General features: G+C 65.8%; 12 protein-coding genes, 2 rRNA genes and 2 pseudogenes. 12 read left to right on the top strand and 4 right to left on the bottom strand.

Annotation, left to right across the window (positions count from 1 at the left end; translation table 11 throughout):
- Together SJH88_RS15730 and SJH88_RS15725 are read right to left on the bottom strand one after the other, a co-directional pair.
- A partial coding sequence (locus tag SJH88_RS15730; RefSeq protein WP_274755039.1) for an AraC family transcriptional regulator occupies positions 1 to 799 on the bottom strand: 799 nt, incomplete at its 3' end.
- 151 nt (positions 800 to 950) lie between these two features.
- Positions 951 to 2,675 carry a Na+/H+ antiporter gene (locus SJH88_RS15725; RefSeq protein WP_274755038.1) on the bottom strand — a complete coding sequence of 575 codons (1,725 nt, stop codon included), beginning with the start codon at positions 2,673 to 2,675 and terminating at the stop codon, positions 951 to 953.
- 98 nt (positions 2,676 to 2,773) lie between these two features.
- Here SJH88_RS15725 and SJH88_RS15720 point away from each other — a divergent pair.
- The 12 genes and pseudogenes from SJH88_RS15720 to SJH88_RS15670 all read left to right on the top strand — a co-directional run bounded on the left by SJH88_RS15720 (position 2,774) and on the right by SJH88_RS15670 (position 15,146).
- A pseudogene (locus SJH88_RS15720) lies at positions 2,774 to 4,380 on the top strand (carboxyl transferase domain-containing protein).
- Between the two features lie 30 nt (positions 4,381 to 4,410).
- On the top strand, positions 4,411 to 5,193 hold the full coding sequence (locus tag SJH88_RS15715; protein ID WP_043385329.1) for an enoyl-CoA hydratase/isomerase family protein: 783 nt from the start codon (positions 4,411 to 4,413) through the stop codon (positions 5,191 to 5,193).
- Between the two features lie 28 nt (positions 5,194 to 5,221).
- Positions 5,222 to 5,992 carry a DUF4126 domain-containing protein gene (locus SJH88_RS15710; protein WP_270151028.1) on the top strand — a complete coding sequence of 257 codons (771 nt, stop codon included), beginning with the start codon at positions 5,222 to 5,224 and terminating at the stop codon, positions 5,990 to 5,992.
- 59 nt (positions 5,993 to 6,051) lie between these two features.
- The gene (locus SJH88_RS15705) at positions 6,052 to 8,061 is read left to right on the top strand and encodes an acetyl-CoA carboxylase biotin carboxylase subunit (RefSeq protein ID WP_274755037.1); all 2,010 of its coding nucleotides are present in this window, start codon (positions 6,052 to 6,054) and stop codon (positions 8,059 to 8,061) included.
- Positions 8,062 to 8,317: 256 nt separating this feature from the next.
- Positions 8,318 to 9,238 carry a 2-hydroxyacid dehydrogenase gene (locus tag SJH88_RS15700; RefSeq protein WP_274755036.1) on the top strand — a complete coding sequence of 307 codons (921 nt, stop codon included), beginning with the start codon at positions 8,318 to 8,320 and terminating at the stop codon, positions 9,236 to 9,238.
- A gap of 33 nt (positions 9,239 to 9,271) precedes the next feature.
- Complete coding sequence (locus SJH88_RS15695) at positions 9,272 to 10,201, top strand: hydroxymethylglutaryl-CoA lyase (protein WP_045267557.1); 930 nt, start codon at positions 9,272 to 9,274, stop codon at positions 10,199 to 10,201.
- Positions 10,202 to 10,696: pseudogene (locus tag SJH88_RS19805) on the top strand (YbaK/EbsC family protein); the annotation flags it as partial.
- The gene (locus tag SJH88_RS19800) at positions 10,673 to 10,975 is read left to right on the top strand and encodes a DUF1289 domain-containing protein (protein ID WP_420921749.1); all 303 of its coding nucleotides are present in this window, start codon (positions 10,673 to 10,675) and stop codon (positions 10,973 to 10,975) included. The pseudogene SJH88_RS19805 and the gene SJH88_RS19800, both read left to right, overlap by 24 nt.
- Before the next feature lie 21 nt (positions 10,976 to 10,996).
- Positions 10,997 to 11,638: a 2-hydroxychromene-2-carboxylate isomerase gene (locus SJH88_RS15685; RefSeq protein ID WP_274755034.1), complete on the top strand. Its 642-nt coding sequence runs from the start codon at positions 10,997 to 10,999 to the stop codon at positions 11,636 to 11,638.
- A gap of 207 nt (positions 11,639 to 11,845) precedes the next feature.
- Positions 11,846 to 13,534: an MFS transporter gene (locus SJH88_RS15680; protein ID WP_045267560.1), complete on the top strand. Its 1,689-nt coding sequence runs from the start codon at positions 11,846 to 11,848 to the stop codon at positions 13,532 to 13,534.
- Positions 13,535 to 13,766: 232 nt separating this feature from the next.
- Positions 13,767 to 14,840, top strand: a complete 1,074-nt coding sequence (locus SJH88_RS15675) for a porin (RefSeq protein ID WP_274755033.1) — start codon at positions 13,767 to 13,769, stop codon at positions 14,838 to 14,840.
- Positions 14,841 to 15,002: 162 nt separating this feature from the next.
- Positions 15,003 to 15,146 carry a hypothetical protein gene (locus SJH88_RS15670; RefSeq protein WP_274755032.1) on the top strand — a complete coding sequence of 48 codons (144 nt, stop codon included), beginning with the start codon at positions 15,003 to 15,005 and terminating at the stop codon, positions 15,144 to 15,146.
- 250 nt (positions 15,147 to 15,396) lie between these two features.
- Here the strand turns inward: SJH88_RS15670 and rrf are convergent.
- A 5S ribosomal RNA gene (gene rrf / locus SJH88_RS15665) occupies positions 15,397 to 15,509 on the bottom strand.
- 120 nt (positions 15,510 to 15,629) lie between these two features.
- Positions 15,630 to 15,849 (bottom strand): 23S ribosomal RNA (locus tag SJH88_RS15660); the annotation flags it as partial.

The raw sequence follows: 15,849 nt of genomic DNA, 5'->3' as shown, positions 1-15,849 counted from the left end.
CGCACAGCGTGGCCGCCGTGTGGCTGCACTGCGGGTGGGCGGCCAGGGCCTGGCGCACGCGCTGCACCAGGGGCTGGGCCGGTTTGTAGGGGCGCACCTGCAGCGGCAGGGCGCGCTGCAGCATGGTGTTGAGCGCGGCCTCGTCGCGCACCAGGGGCAACTGCAGCCAGTGGGCGTCCAGCTCCAGGCTGGCCGCGGCAGCGCCAAAGCGCACCGGCGCATCGAACAGCCGGCCATAGACCGCCTGGTGGGCCGGCGCCGGGAAGGGAAAACTGGCCTGGCGCAGCGGCAGGCGCGTGTCCACCAGCCAGCTGGCAAAACCGTGCAGGTTGCGCAGCACGGACAGCAGGCAGAACTCCTGCATCGCGCCCAGATCGCGCCGCGCCTGCACGCGGATGGTGGCCAGCGGGCCGTCGACCTGCAGCGCCAGCGCCAGGTCGTCCGTCAGCAGGCCGTGGTGGCGGCACCAGCGCGCCACGGCCAGCCCCAGCGAGGGGCTGCTGATGCTGGCGCGCGCCAGCAGGCCGTAGCTGCCCCAGGGCAGGCGGCGCTGGAACCAGCCCAGACCCTCGTCGTCCAGCTCGCGCATGGCGTGGGCGCACAGCAGCTCCATCTGCAAGGCGGTGATGCGGGCCTGGTCATCGGCCAGCAGCGCTGGCGCAATTTGCGCCTGTTGCAAGGCCACACCCACCTCCATCCCACGCTGCGCATAGGCCTGCGCCACGCAGCGTACAAAGGCGATCGGGGTGAAAGCAGGGTGCTGGCCGGCGGCGGCCGGCACCAGGGCGGGGGTGGTCATATGGCCATTATTGCAACCTCTGTGACCACATCTGTATCGTGATTCGCCCTAGGCTTGCAGCATGCCCTGCCGGGCCGCACGCCGCGCCCGGCCCCACCCGACGGAGACGTTCACGCCCATGCGCCACCGCCCCCCTGCCCTGCCCACCGCCTCAGGCGGTGGTCTTGCCCGGCTTCAGGCCTGCGGCCCGGCAGGCCACGGCCAGGCGTTTGCGCAGCGACACCTCGGCCATGTCCAGCTCGCTGACCATGGCGCGCAGGGCTTCGTCGTTGATGCGGTGCGCCTGCCGTTCGGCGTACAGGGCGTCGCGCTCCACCTGGATGCAGCGCACGCGCAGCTCCATTTCCTTGACCAGGCGCTGGCGGCGCTCGTGCACCATCTCGGGGGTGTCGCGCTGCGCCTCGGTGGACGTGGCCACGCCCGAGCTGTCGTCCAGCAGGTGGATGCGGTTGCGGTATTCCTGCGTGATGCGGCCCACCACCTCCTGGTACTGGGCCACCCACTGCTCGTCGTGCTGCTGCATGTCCTCTTCGGTCAGCGTCAGGCTGGCGATCGCCGCCTTGCAGGCCACGGTGCGCGCGTTGCGCTCTTCCAGCTGGGCTTCCGTGTCCTCGTGCGGCGGCATGCGGCGCAGGATCAGCGGCAGGGCGATGGCGCCCAGCACCAGGGTGAACAGGATCACGCCGGTGGCCAGGAAGATCAGCAGGTCGCGCTCGGGAAACGGGCGGCCGTTGTGCAGGTGCACGGGGATGGACAGCGCCGCCGCCAGCGTGACGGCGCCGCGAATGCCGGCCATGGTGGTCGCCAGGTTCAGCAGGTGCGAGGGCTTTTCGGCCATCTTGCCTTCGCGGTGGGCCTTGCGCAGCGCGCCATGCACGCCCAGCGTGATCCACGCCCAACGCACCAGCAGCAGCGCGATCGAGATCACGGCCACATAGCCCACCAGCTTCCAGCCTTCGTGGCCGGCGTCCATCAGCGTGACGCCGATGATGGACGGCAGCTGCAGACCCAGCAGCAGGAAGATGGCGCCGTTGAAGGCCGCTTCCACCATGTTCCAGGTGCCTTCGGTCTGCAGGCGCTCCGAGATGAAATTGCTGCGGTCCAGGTCGGCGAAATTGGTGGCCACGCCGGCGGCCACGGCCGCCAGGATGCCGGACACGCCGATCTTTTCACCGACGATGTAGGCCGCAAATGGCAGCAGCACCAGCAGCAGCACCATCTGCGTGGCGGCCACGTCGCCCACGCGGCGCGTGATGGCGTCGCGCGCATAGCTGAAGCCCCAGCCCATCAGCGCCCCGATGCCCAGGCCGCCCACGGCCATCCAGGTGAAATCCTTGGCGACATTGCTCCACGAGAACACACCGGTCAGCGTGGCCAGCACGGCGAACTTGACGGCCACCAGGCCCGAGGCGTCGTTCAGCAGCGACTCACCCTCGAGCATGTGCATGGTCTTGTGCGGCATGCCCAGGTTGCGCGTGATGGCCGAGACGGCCACCGCGTCGGTGGGCGAGACCACGGCCGCCAGGGCGAAGGCCACGGTCAGCGGCATGGCCGGAATCATCCAGTGGATCAAGTAGCCCAGGCCCAGCACGGTGATCAGCACCAGGCCGAAGGCCAGCAGCAGGATGGGGCGCGCCAGGGCAAAGAATTCGCGTTTGGGAATGCGCCAGCCGTCGGCAAACAGCAGCGGCGGGATGAACAGCAGCAGAAACAGCTCCGGGTCGAAGGCGATGTGCAGGCCGCGCTGGGGCCAGGCAATCAGGGCGCCCAAGGCGATCTGGATCAGGGGCAGCGGAATGGCGCGGACGTAACGGGCCGCGATGCCGGTCAGCGCCCCCAACATCAGCACCAGCAGGACGGTTTCAACGGTGTGCATGCGGCATTGTCTGGTGTCGCTGGCGCGCTTCCGTCGCAGACGATCACAAAAACCCTGAATCAACATCGGGATAACCCTAGGGATACCAAGGAGACAACATGGGCGTTCTAAACAGCCAACTCAACCCGCGCTCGGCCGACTTCCAGGCCAATGCGCGCGCGATGCAGACCGTGGTCGATGACTTGCGCGCACGTTGCGAGCAGATCGCCCAGGGCGGCGGCGAGGCCGCCCGCGCCAAGCATGTGGCGCGCGGCAAGCTGCTGCCGCGCGATCGCGTGCAGATGCTGCTGGACCCCGGCACGCCGTTCCTGGAAGTGGCGCCCCTGGCGGCACTGAACATGTACCACAACGACGCGCCGGGCGCGGGCCTGATCGCCGGCATCGGCCGCGTCAGCGGTGTGGACTGCATGATCGTGTGCAACGACGCCACGGTGAAGGGCGGCACTTACTACCCGATGACGGTGAAGAAGCACCTGCGCGCCCAGGAGATCGCCCAGCAGAACCGCCTGCCCTGCATCTACCTGGTGGACTCGGGCGGCGCCAACCTGCCCAACCAGGACGACGTCTTCCCCGACCGCGACCACTTCGGCCGCATCTTCTACAACCAGGCCAACCTCAGCGCCCAGGGCATTGCGCAGATCGCCGTGGTCATGGGCAGCTGCACCGCCGGCGTGCCTATGTGCCGGCCATGAGCGACGAGTCCATCATCGTGAAGAACCAAGGCACCATCTTCCTGGGCGGCCCGCCGCTGGTAAAGGCGGCCACGGGCGAGGTGGTCAGCGCCGAGGACCTGGGAGGCGGCGACGTGCACACGCGCCTGTCCGGCGTGGCCGACCACCTGGCCGACAACGACCTGCACGCCCTGGCCCTGGCGCGCACGGCGGTGAAGAATTTGAATAAAAACAAGCCTGCAGCGCCCGCCGATGCTGCGCCAGCAGCTCCGCTTTTTGATGCGCAAGAGCTGTATGGCGTGATCCCGACCGACACGCGCAAGCCGTTTGACGTGCGCGAGATCATTGCCCGCATCGTCGATGGCAGCGTGTTCGACGAGTTCAAGGCGCGCTTTGGCAGCACCCTGGTCTGCGGCTTTGCGCGCATCGAAGGCATGCAGGTGGGCATCATCGCCAACAACGGCATTTTGTTCAGCGAATCGGCCGTCAAGGGCGCGCACTTCATCGAGCTGTGCTGCCAGCGCAAGGTGCCCCTGGTGTTCCTGCAGAACATCACCGGCTTCATGGTCGGGCGCAAGTACGAGAACGAAGGCATTGCGCGCCACGGCGCCAAGCTGGTCACGGCCGTGGCCACGGCGGCGGTGCCCAAGTTCACCATCATCATCGGCGGCAGCTTTGGCGCCGGCAACTACGGCATGTGCGGCCGCGCCTTCAGCCCGCGCTTTTTGTGGATGTGGCCGAACGCGCGCATCAGCGTGATGGGCGGCGAGCAGGCCGCCAGCGTGCTGGCCACGGTCAAGCGCGACGGCATCGAGGCCCGCGGCGGCCAGTGGAGCGCCGAGGAGGAGAACGCCTTCAAGACCCCGATCCGCGAGCAGTACGAAGTCCAGGGCCACCCCTACTACGCCAGCGCCCGCCTGTGGGACGACGGCGTGATCGACCCCGCCGACACGCGCCGCGTACTGGCCCTGGGCCTGTCCGCCAGCCGCAATGCGCCGATGGAGGACACCAAGTTCGGTGTCTTCCGCATGTAATGGACCAATGACCCAGCCAGGAGCACGCCCATGACCCGCCCCGTCACCCTGACCACCAACGCCGGTGTGGCCACCATCACGCTGAGCCAGCCGGAGATCCGCAACGCCTTCAGCGACGAGGTGATCGCCGAGATCACCGCCGCCTTCGAGGCCGTGGCCCAGCACGCCGCCGTGCGTGCCGTGGTGCTGGCCGCCGAGGGCCCGGCCTTTTGCGCCGGCGCCAACCTGAACTGGATGCGCCGCATGGCCGACTACAGCCGCGAGGAGAACCTGGTCGATGCCGGCAAGCTGGCGCAGATGCTGCGCACCATCTACACCTGCCCGCACCCCACCATCGCCCGCGTGCAGGGCGATGTCTACGCCGGCGGCCTGGGCCTGGTGGCGGCCTGCGACATGGCCGTCAGCGTGGACAGCGCCCACTTCTGCCTCAGCGAGGTCAAGATCGGCCTGATCCCGGCCACCATCGCCCCCTACGTGCTGCGCGCCATGGGCGCCCGCGCCGGGCAGCGCTACTTCCTGACCGGCGAGCGGTTTGACGCCGCCGAGGCCCTGCGCATCGGCTTCGTGCACCAGGTGGTCGCCCCCGAGGCGCTGGACGACGCCGTGGACGGCCTGCTCAAGCACCTGCTGCAGGCCAGCCCGGCCGCCGTGCGCGCCTGCAAGCGGCTGGTGCAAGACACGGCCGGCCACGCCATCGACGAGGCCCTGATCGCCCGCACCGTGGAAGGCATTGCCGAGATCCGCGCCAGCGCCGAGGGCAAGGAGGGCGTGCAGGCCTTCCTGGCCAAGCGCAAGCCGGCCTGGCTGTCCTGAGCCTCACCGCACGCCACGCTGAACACCCATGAACGACCTCTGGAACACCCTGCTGCAGTGGCTGCACCGCGTGGGCCTGCACCCCGACCGCACGGCGGTGGAGCAGGCCGGCGGGGCCGTGCTGGACAGCGCCAGCGCCGCAGCGGCTGGGGTGGGCCAGGCCGTCGGCAGCATGGACATGGCCAGCCTGCTGGCCCTGGCGGCGGCCCTGGGCTGGGCCAGCGGCTTTCGGCTGTACCTGGTGGTGTTCCTGGTGGGCCTGCTGGGGGCCACCGGCGCCCTGGTGCTGCCCGGCAGCCTGCAGGTGCTGGCCCACCCGGCCCTGCTGTTCGCCAGCGGCGGGCTGCTGTGCGTGGAGTTTTTCGCCGACAAGATCCCTGGCGTGGATTCGCTGTGGGACCTGCTGCAAAGCGTGCTGCGCGTGCCCGCCGGCGCGGCCCTGGCGGCCGGCGTGTTCGGCGCCGACCACGCCACCATGGCCCTGGCCGCAGCGCTGATGGGCGGCACGCTGGCCGCCACCAGCCAGGCCGCCAAGACCACCACGCGCGCCGTGATCAACACCAGCCCCGAACCCTTCAGCAACCTGGGTGCCAGCCTGGCCGAGGACACGGCCGCCGTGGGCGCCGTCTGGCTGGCACTGGCCCACCCGGCCGTGTTCGCCGCAGTGCTGGCGGTCACGGTGGTGCTGATGTGGGCCGTCACCTGGCTGCTGTGGCGCTTTCTGCGGGCTGCCCTGCGCAGGCTCAGAGGCTGGATGGGGGCGACCGAACCCGCACCACCGCAATTGCCAAAAACATAGCTGCTAACGCTGACCCAATAATCGCTAGAGCCTCAAAACACTTCAAACGGAGACAAGGCATGTTCACCAAAATTTTGATTGCCAACCGCGGCGAAATCGCCTGCCGCGTGGCCGCCACCGCCCGCCGCCTGGGCATCCAGACCGTGGCCGTGTATTCCGACGCCGACGCCCAGGCCAAGCACGTGGCCGCCTGCGACGAGGCCGTGCACATCGGCGGCAGCGCGCCCAAGGACAGCTACCTGCGCTGGGAGCGCATCCTGCAAGCCGCCCAGGCCACGGGCGCACAGGCCATCCACCCCGGCTATGGCTTCCTGAGCGAGAACGAAGACTTCGCCCAGGCCTGCCAGGCCGCTGGCCTGGTCTTCATCGGCCCGCCCGCCAGCGCCATTCGCGCCATGGGCCTGAAGGCTGAGTCTAAGCAACTGATGGAAAAGGCCGGCGTGCCCCTGGTGCCCGGCTACCACGGCGCCGACCAGGACCCCGCGCTGCTGCAGCGCGAAGCCGACCGCATCGGCTACCCGGTGCTGATCAAGGCCAGCGCCGGCGGCGGCGGCAAGGGCATGCGCCTGGTCGAGCGGCGCGAGGACTTCGCCGCCGCCCTGGCCAGCTGCCAGCGCGAGGCCATCAACAGCTTCGGCAACGACGCCGTGCTGGTCGAGAAATACGTGCTGCGCCCGCGCCACATCGAGATCCAGGTGTTTGGCGACACCCAGGGCAACTGCGTCTACCTGTTCGAGCGCGACTGTTCCGTGCAGCGCCGCCACCAGAAGGTGCTGGAAGAGGCCCCCGCCCCCGGCATGACCGAAGCCCTGCGCGCCAAGATGGGCGCGGCCGCCGTGGCCGCCGCCCAGGCCGTGCATTACGTGGGTGCGGGCACGGTGGAATTCATCGTTGAGCAGCCCGGTGGCTACGACGCGCCGGACGCCATGCAGTTCTACTTCATGGAGATGAACACCCGCCTGCAGGTGGAACACCCCGTGACCGAGGCCATCACCGGTGAAGACCTGGTGGAGTGGCAGTTGCGCGTGGCCGCCGGCCAGCCCCTGCCCAAGCAGCAGTCCGAGCTGAAGATCATCGGCCACGCCATCGAAGCCCGCATTTGCGCCGAGAACCCCGACAACGGCTTTCTGCCCGCCACCGGCACGCTGCAGGTCTACCGCAAGCCGGCGTGCAGCAGTTTTGCCATCAGCGATGTGCGCGTGGACGACGGCGTGCGCGAGGGTGATGCCATCAGCCCCTTCTACGACAGCATGATCGCCAAGCTCATCGTGCGCGGCGACACGCGCGCCCAGGCCCTGGCGCGGCTGGATGCGGCCCTGGCGCAGACGCAGATCGTCGGCCTGGCCACCAACGTGCAGTTCCTGCGCCATGTGGTGCGCAGCACCGCCTTTGCCGGCGCCCAGCTGGACACGGCCCTGATCGAGCGCGAGAAGGCCGCGCTGTTCGACCAGCAGCCCGTGCCCACCGCCCTGGCCGTGGCCGCCACCGTGGCCCAGCTGCTGCAGGCCGAACAGGCGCTGCAGACGGCCGACCCCTTCAGCCGCCGCGACGGCTGGCACAGCCACGGCACGCCGCGCCGCAGCCTTCAGTTGCTGCAGGGCAGCACACCCGTCGCCGCCAGCCTGACCACGGGGCACGACGGCCAGTTGCAGCTGCAGGTGGGGGACACCACGGGCCGCCTGGACTGGCAGCCCCAGGGCGACGGCCTGCTGGTGCAGTTTGCCGGCCTGCGCAGCACCGCCCAGGTTCATGTGCAGGGCGAGGTGCGCCACATCTTCACGCCCCAGGGCGCGGCCGTGCTGGAGCTGCCCGACCCGCTGGCCCACGCCGGCGAGCACGGTGCCGAAGGCGGCCGCCTGACCGCGCCCATGCCGGGTAAAGTGGTGTCGTTTGCCGTGCAGGCCGGCGATGCCGTCACCAAGGGCCAGCCGCTGGCGGTGATGGAGGCCATGAAGATGGAGCACACCATCGCCGCGCCCGCCGACGGCGTGGTGCAGGAGTTGCTGTACGCCCCCGGCGACCAGGTCAGCGAAGGCGCGGAGCTGATCCGCATCGAGGCAACCGCCTGAACGCGCGCCGGCCCCGAACGGCCGGTGGACGGGGGTGGGGCCCACCGGCCTGCCTGCTGCGTTCCGCGCCCTGCCACCCTCCACAGTCGCCCACCCGGTTGTTTGAAAACCCATAGCTGCCCACGCAGGATGTACGCCATCTTCCAATGAGAAAGCCTGCCAATTGCTTGCACTACCTGCGCCAGTCGCTCCTTTTTTGAAAGTAGCTCTGTCCCCGTGACAGACAGGCCATCGCCCACCCTGTAACCTTGCCGCCATGCGAGTGACTTTTTGCTGTACGGGTACCAAGGCCGAACCTTGGCTGGAAGGACTGCGCGCCGCCTTGCCGCATGCCGACATCAGTGTGTGGGCGCCCGGTGCGCCCCAGGCGGACTACGCCGTGGTCTGGGCGCCGCCCCAGCAGTTCCTGGACGAGCAGCCGGGGCTGAAGGCCTTGTTCAACATCGGTGCCGGGGTCGACGCGCTGCTGAAGCTGCGCCTGCCCCCCCAGGCCCAGGTGGTGCGCCTGGACGATGCCGGCATGTCCGTGCAGATGGCCGAGTACGTGACCCAGGCCGTGATCCGCCACTTCCGCGACCTCAGTGCCTACGAGGCCGACATGCGCCAGGGCCAGTGGCAATTCCGCAAGCCCCAGCTGCGCGCCGACTTCCCCGTCGGCGTGATGGGCCTGGGCGTGCTGGGTGAGCGCGTGGCCAAGGCGCTGGGCGTGTTCGAGTTCCCCGTGCGCGGCTGGAGCCGCAGCCCCAAGCAGATCGACGGCGTGCAGACCTTCAGCGGCGAGGCCGGTTTCCGCGACTTCCTGCGCGGTACGCGCGTGCTGGTCAACCTGCTGCCACTGACGCCCGAGACCGAGAACATCCTGTGCCGCGACACGCTGCAGCAGCTGCTGCCCGGCGCCTACCTGATCAACGTGGCACGCGGTGCCCACCTGGTGGAAGAGGACCTGGTGGCCCTGATCGCGCAAGGCCATGTGGCCGGTGCCATGCTGGACGTGTTCCGCCAGGAACCGCTGCCGGCGGGCCACCCGTTCTGGACCATCCCGCAGATCACCATGACGCCCCACACCTCGGCCCGCACCCTGCGCGAGGACAGCATTGCCCAGATCGTCGGCAAGGTCGCCGCCCTGAGCCGCGGCGAGGCCGTGGTCGGCATGGTCGACCCCCAGCGCGGTTATTGACCCGACCGTTCACAGACCCACAAGGACCACCCCATGAGCTACCCCACCCGCGTCAAACTGGTCGATGTCGGCCCCCGCGACGGCCTGCAGAACGAAAAGCAGCCCGTGCCCGCCGCGGTCAAGATCGAGCTGGTGCACCGCCTGCAGGCGGCCGGCCTGAAAGAGATCGAGGTCACCAGCTTTGTCTCGCCCAAGTGGGTGCCCCAGATGGGCGACAACGCCGAGGTCATGGCCGGCATCGAGCGCCGCGCCGATGTGCGCTACTCGGTGCTGACCCCCAACATGAAGGGCTTTGAAGCAGCCGTGCTGTCGCGCCCCGATGAGATCGTGGTCTTCGGCGCGGCCAGCGAGGCCTTCAGCCAGAAGAACATCAACTGCTCGATCGCCGAGAGCATCGAGCGCTTCGCCCCTGTGGTGGCCGCCGCCCGCGCGGCCGGCATCCACGTGCGCGGCGCCATGAGCTGCACCGTCGGCTGCCCCTACGAAGGCGAGGTGGCGCCCGAACGCGTGGCCTACCTGGCCGGCCTGATGAAGGGCATTGGCGTGCAGCACATCGGCGTGGCGGACACGATTGGCGTGGGCACGCCCATCAAGGTGCGCAAGGCCATCGAGGCCACGCTGCAGCACTTCGACCTGAATGACGTCTCCGGCCATTTCCACGACACCTACGGCCAAGCCCTGTCCAACACCCTGGCGGCCCTGGCGATGGGCGTGTGGCAGTTCGACACCTCGGTGGCCGGGCTGGGCGGCTGCCCCTACGCCAAGGGTGCCACCGGCAATGTGGCGACCGAGGACGTGGTCTACATGCTGCACGGCATGGGCATTGACACCGGCATCGACCTGGACCAGCTGATCGATGCCGGCCAGTTCATCAGCGATCACCTGGGCCGTCCCACGCAATCGCGTGTGGCCAAGGCGATCCTGGCCAAACGCGCCAGCAGCGCGGCCTGCGAGGCGGTGTGAATGTGCGGTTCTGAATTGCATCCCCTGCCCGAAGGCGTGCAGCGCGTGGCGCGCTATCTGCAGGAAGTCGGTCACCCCCACACGCCCCAGATGCTGGAGGGCGCGGCCCGCACCGCGCAGGAAGCGGCCGACCAGTTGGGGATCGCCGTCGGCCAGGTGGCCAAGAGTGTGATCTTCAAGCGCAAGGAAGACGGTGCCTCGGTGCTGGTGGTGGCGGCCGGGGATCGCCGCGTGGATGAAAAAAAGGTGGCAGCCCTGGTCGGCAAGATCGGCCGAGCGGATGCCGACTTCGTCAAGGACCGGACCGGTTTCTCCATCGGCGGCGTCAGCCCGGTGGCACACGCCCGTCCACCGGTGACCCTGATCGACAGCACGCTGCAACGCTTTGACGTGCTGTGGGCGGCGGCGGGCCACCCCCATGCCGTGTTTGCGTTGAGCGTGGCGGAGTTGCGAGCGCTGGCCCAGGCACCGGTGGTGGACGTGGCGCAGATCGCGGGCACCGATGAAGCCCCGCGCACCGCCACCATCCCGCCCGTGCCGGAGGCTTTGCGGCACAAGCTGCAGACCGTGGTGGCCCAGGGCAGCTTGCAACCCTCGGCGGCCGAAGCTCCGCCCTCGCCCTGCATTTCCGTCTGTCGCATGGATGCAGACCGCCAGTACTGCGTGGGCTGCCTGCGCACCCTGGATGAACTACGCTTCTGGGGCAAGGCCGATGCCACGGCCAAGCGCCAGATCTGGCAGCAGATTCAACAACGCTGCGGGCCAGCGTCTTAACCTTCTGGAAAGGGCAGCGACATGCGCCACATCACCATGCACCTGGATTTTGTCTCGCCCTACGCATGGCTGGCCTTCCAGCAGTTGCCCCACACTCTGGCGGGCTTGCATTGCCATGTGGAGTACCGCCCGGTCTTGCTGGGCGCCTTGCTGCAGCAGCACCACAACCCGGGACCGGCCGGCATCCCCGCCAAGCGGGTGTGGACCTACCAGCACGCCGCGTGGCTGGGGCAGCACCTGCAGATTCCTCTGCAGATGCCGGCCAAGCACCCGTTCAATCCCTTGCCCCTGCTGCGCCTGGCACTGCAAACCAGCCACGATGGCAGCATCAACCGCTATGTGGCGGAGACCATCTTCCGCCACGTCTGGCAGGGCGGCAAGGATGCGCTGGCCCCTGCGCGCTTGCAAGCGTTGCAGGACGAGCTGCAGCCGCGTTGCATCGCTGCCGCCGACGCCACCGAGGCCACCAAACCCCTGTTGCGCAACAACACCGACGCCGCGGCCGCATTGGGCGTGTTTGGCGTGCCCGCCTTCACCGTGGAGGGGCAGCATTTTTGGGGGCTCGACAGCCTGCCCATGCTGCGCGACTACCTGGATGGACACCCCTGGTTCCAAACCGAGGGCTGGGTAAATGCCGATGCCATTCCCTCGGGTTTGGCCTGATTTCAAGCACCGCCTTCCCCGGTAGGAATTTCCGGCGATGTCACATCCCGAAACCGACTGCGCGGGTTTGACCTGAATTTGTCAGAAGTGCGTCAGTTTGACGCAAGTTCGCGTTGGATTCGCGTCAGAAGTGGGTCAGTACGGCCTCCAAGAATGTGATCGTCCGCACATGGCGGCAAGCAACAATCACATTCAGGAGACAACACCATGGCCATCAACGCTGCAAACGGCGTAGGTCCGAAAGGCACTGCCGCCGCTCGGCCCATGTCGCCAGAAGAACGCAAAGTGATCTTTGCGTCATCCCTCGGCACTGTGTTCGAGTGGTATGACTTCTACCTCTACGGTTCGCTGGCAGCCATCATTGCCAAACAGTTCTTCAGCGGCCTGGATGCAGGCTCCGCCTTCATCTTTGCGCTGCTGGCGTTTGCAGCCGGCTTCATCGTCCGTCCATTCGGTGCGCTGGTTTTCGGCCGCCTGGGTGACATGATCGGTCGCAAGTACACCTTCCTGGTGACGATCCTGATCATGGGCATCTCTACCTTCATCGTGGGTGTGCTGCCCAACTACGCCACCATTGGCGTCGCCGCTCCCATCATCCTGATGGTCCTGCGCATGCTGCAAGGCTTGGCACTGGGCGGCGAATACGGTGGCGCAGCCACCTATGTGGCCGAACACGCGCCCCACGGCAAGCGCGGCGCCTACACCTCCTGGATCCAGACCACCGCCACGCTGGGCCTGTTCCTGTCGCTGCTGGTGATTCTGGGCACCCGCACCGCGCTGGGCGAAGAAAAGTTCCAGGACTGGGGCTGGCGCATTCCGTTCCTGGTGTCCATCCTGCTGCTGGCCATTTCGGTGTGGATCCGCATGACACTGTCGGAATCCCCTGCCTTCCAGAAGATGAAAGCCGAAGGCAAAACCTCCAAGGCACCGCTGGCTGAGTCTTTCGGTCAATGGAAGAACCTGAAGATCGTGCTGCTGGCACTGGTCGGCCTGACCGCCGGCCAAGCCGTGGTCTGGTACACCGGCCAGTTCTACGCACTGTTTTTCCTGACACAGCAGCTGAAGGTCGATGCCGTCACCGCCAACCTGATGATTGCCGCCGCGCTGCTGCTGGGTACGCCCTTCTTCGTGGTCTTCGGTTCGCTGTCGGACAAGATTGGTCGCAAGCCCATCATCATGCTGGGCTGCGCGCTGGCCGTGTTCACCTACTTCCCCGTGTTCAAGGCCCTGACCTCGGCCGCCAACCCGGACCTGGCCGCCGCACAGGCGAACGCCAAGGTCGTGATCGTGGCCGACCCCGCCGAGTGCTCGTTCCAGTTCAACCCCACGGGTACTGCCAAGTTCACCAGCTCCTGCGACATCGCCAAGCAAGCCCTGGCCAATCGCTCCGTCAGCTATGACACCGAACAGGCCCCGGCCGGCACCCCTGCCGTCATCAAAATCGGCGAGCACACCATCCCCAGCTACAGCTCGGTGGGTCTGAGTGCCGACGACGCCAAGGCCAAGGGCGCTGCATTCACCAAGAGCCTGGCAGAAACCTTGAAGCAGGACGGCTACCCCGACAAGGCCGATCCCGCCAAGATGAACAAGCCCATGATGATTCTCATCTTGTTCTATCTGGTGATCCTGGTGACCATGGTCTACGGCCCCATCGCAGCCATGCTGGTGGAGATGTTCCCCACCCGCATCCGCTACACCTCGATGAGCCTGCCCTACCACATCGGCAACGGCTGGTTCGGCGGTCTGCTGCCCACCATGTCCTTCGCCATCGTGGCCCAGACCGGCAACATGTACAACGGCCTGTGGTACCCCATCATCATTGCCGGCGCCACCGCCGTGATCGGCACCCTGTTCTTGCGTGATACCAAGGACGTGGATATCTATGCCGACGACTGATTAAAAGGCTCTCCCCACAGTTGTGCGCCCCGCCTCAAAGCGGGGCGTTTTCTTTCGGGGCGCCAGCTTGTGGTGCATAGCAGCATTTTGTGTTGTTGTCATGCATCATTCGTCATCAAAACTTCAACCAAAAGTCTTTATTGGGAGGTGCACTCCCTAAAATTTGACCAGCCCTTTGCAAGTGCTAGTCACACAAAGTTGATGGCTACCCTCAACCCACCAAGGAAATAACATGACGAAGACAACTCGCGTGATGCTTGCCGTGCTGGCCGTTTGCGGTACTTCCGCCGCCATGGCCCAAAGCAGCGTGAACGTGTATGGCCGTATCAACACCACCGTGGAACACCAGAAGATCGGCGCCGATAGCAAGTCGGTGATGAACACCAACAGCTCGTACCTTGGTTTCCGTGGCACCGAAGACCTGGGCAATGGTCTGAAGGCGGGCTTCCAACTGGAAGGCAACTTCAGCTCTGACGACGGCTCCGGAGCTGGTGGCCCTGGTACTGGCTTCGACTTCAAGCGCCACAGCGAAGTGAACCTGTCCGGCAGCTTCGGTACCGTGCGTCTGGGCAAGTTCAACGTGGGCTCCTACCTGGCCACTGCCGACTACATCAGCATGCACAACCACGACACCGGCACTTCTGCCGATGCCCTGTATGCTTATGTCTTCCCCGAAGGCAATCAGCTGTCCTACCGTTCGCCCGAATTCGGTGGCGTGACTGCTGAGTTCAACTACGGCTTCGGCGAAAAGGCCAACCGCAGCAGCTCTTTGCCCGGTGTTGACCTCACCTCCGTGCTGGGTACAGCTGGCGTGACAGGCGAGCACAAGGGTGCTTTTGACGCAGCCTTGAACTACAACAATGGCCCCCTGGGCCTGGGTCTGGGCTACACGCAAGCCAAGACTGAAGCGGCGACGTTCGACCTGAAGGAACAGCAACTGGGCCTGCGTGCCAGCTACACCATCAACAGCCTGACCCTGGGTGCCTACTACCAGTACTACAAGGCTGATGCAGATACTGTAGATACCAAGCGCCACGCCTACCGTCTGGCCGCCATGTACACCCTGGGCGCATCGGAATTCCACGCCAACGTGGGCCGTGCTCAAGGCTACAAGGGTGATTTGGACAACCTCAAGACATCGGCAACCCAGTGGACGCTGGGCTACAACTACAACCTGAGCAAACGCACCAAGGTGTACGGTTACTTCACCAAGATCAGCAATGGTGACGATATCGGATACGGCCCTGTTACCAACGCTGGTGACAACTTCCGTTCCATCGCCGTGGGCGTGCGCCACCTGTTCTGATCACCCAGAGCGTAAGCTCTCTGCAAACCCTGGCTGGTGTAATGCCTCCAGGGTTTGCGCCAAGGTTGAAGCCCCAGTTCTCAGGAGTTGGGGCTTTTTTCTTGGCGACAGCCTCCAAGCTTGAAAAGTGGATACCCCTTCTTCAGAACAAAGGAGACTCTCATGTGGAAAATTGCCGTGGCTTTTGCCATCTTCGCCGCCATTTCGTTGTACATGATCATGCAATTTGGCGATCAGGTGGACATGAGCGGAGAAAAACACGGTGCTGATGCAGTGCACGCACCGGCACCTGCAGAAACCAAGTGAGTGGGCCGGAAGGTCTGAAACTCCAATCAGTGAGCGCTTGGCGCTGATCCAGATTCGGTTCTCAAGTCTTTGGTGCTTGAATCGCAATAAGAGCGCACGCAGTGCGCTCTTATTTTTGAGAATTGGGAGTGAGCGCACTTGTGATCCATAAGCTGCCAACGCCGGTTCACAGTCAGGATGGGCGCATTTCATCCCCCAAAAAACAAAACCCCCTGCCTCGTAGGAGGTCAGGGGGTTTGTCGCTATAAGAGCCTGGCGATGACCTACTTTCACACGGGAATCCGCACTATCATCGGCGCAAAGTCGTTTCACGGTCCTGTTCGGGATGGGAAGGAGTGGGGCCAACTTGCTATGGTCACCAGGCATAACTTGTCGATCAACTGCTTGTCGCAGTCAATCTTATTCATAGAGCCAAATCAGCTTTTATTCGATTGCGCACAACTGGCATAACTAGTCTGAACTGCATGGCAGTATCAAAGTTATAGGGTCAAGCCTCACGGGCAATTAGTACTGGTTAGCTTAACGCATTACTGCGCTTCCACACCCAGCCTATCAACGTCGTGGTCTACAACGACCCTTCAGGGGGCTCAAGGCCCCGGCAGATCTTATCTTGAAACGAGTTTCCCGCTTAGATGCTTTCAGCGGTTATCTCTTCCACACGTAGCTACCCTGCGATGCCACTGGCGTGACAACAGGTACACCA

The sequence above is a fragment of the Comamonas sp. GCA5 genome (genome assembly GCF_036541385.1).
Classification (GTDB): domain Bacteria; phylum Pseudomonadota; class Gammaproteobacteria; order Burkholderiales; family Burkholderiaceae_C; genus Comamonas; species Comamonas aquatica.
This window is presented reverse-complemented; position numbering and strand designations above follow the sequence as displayed.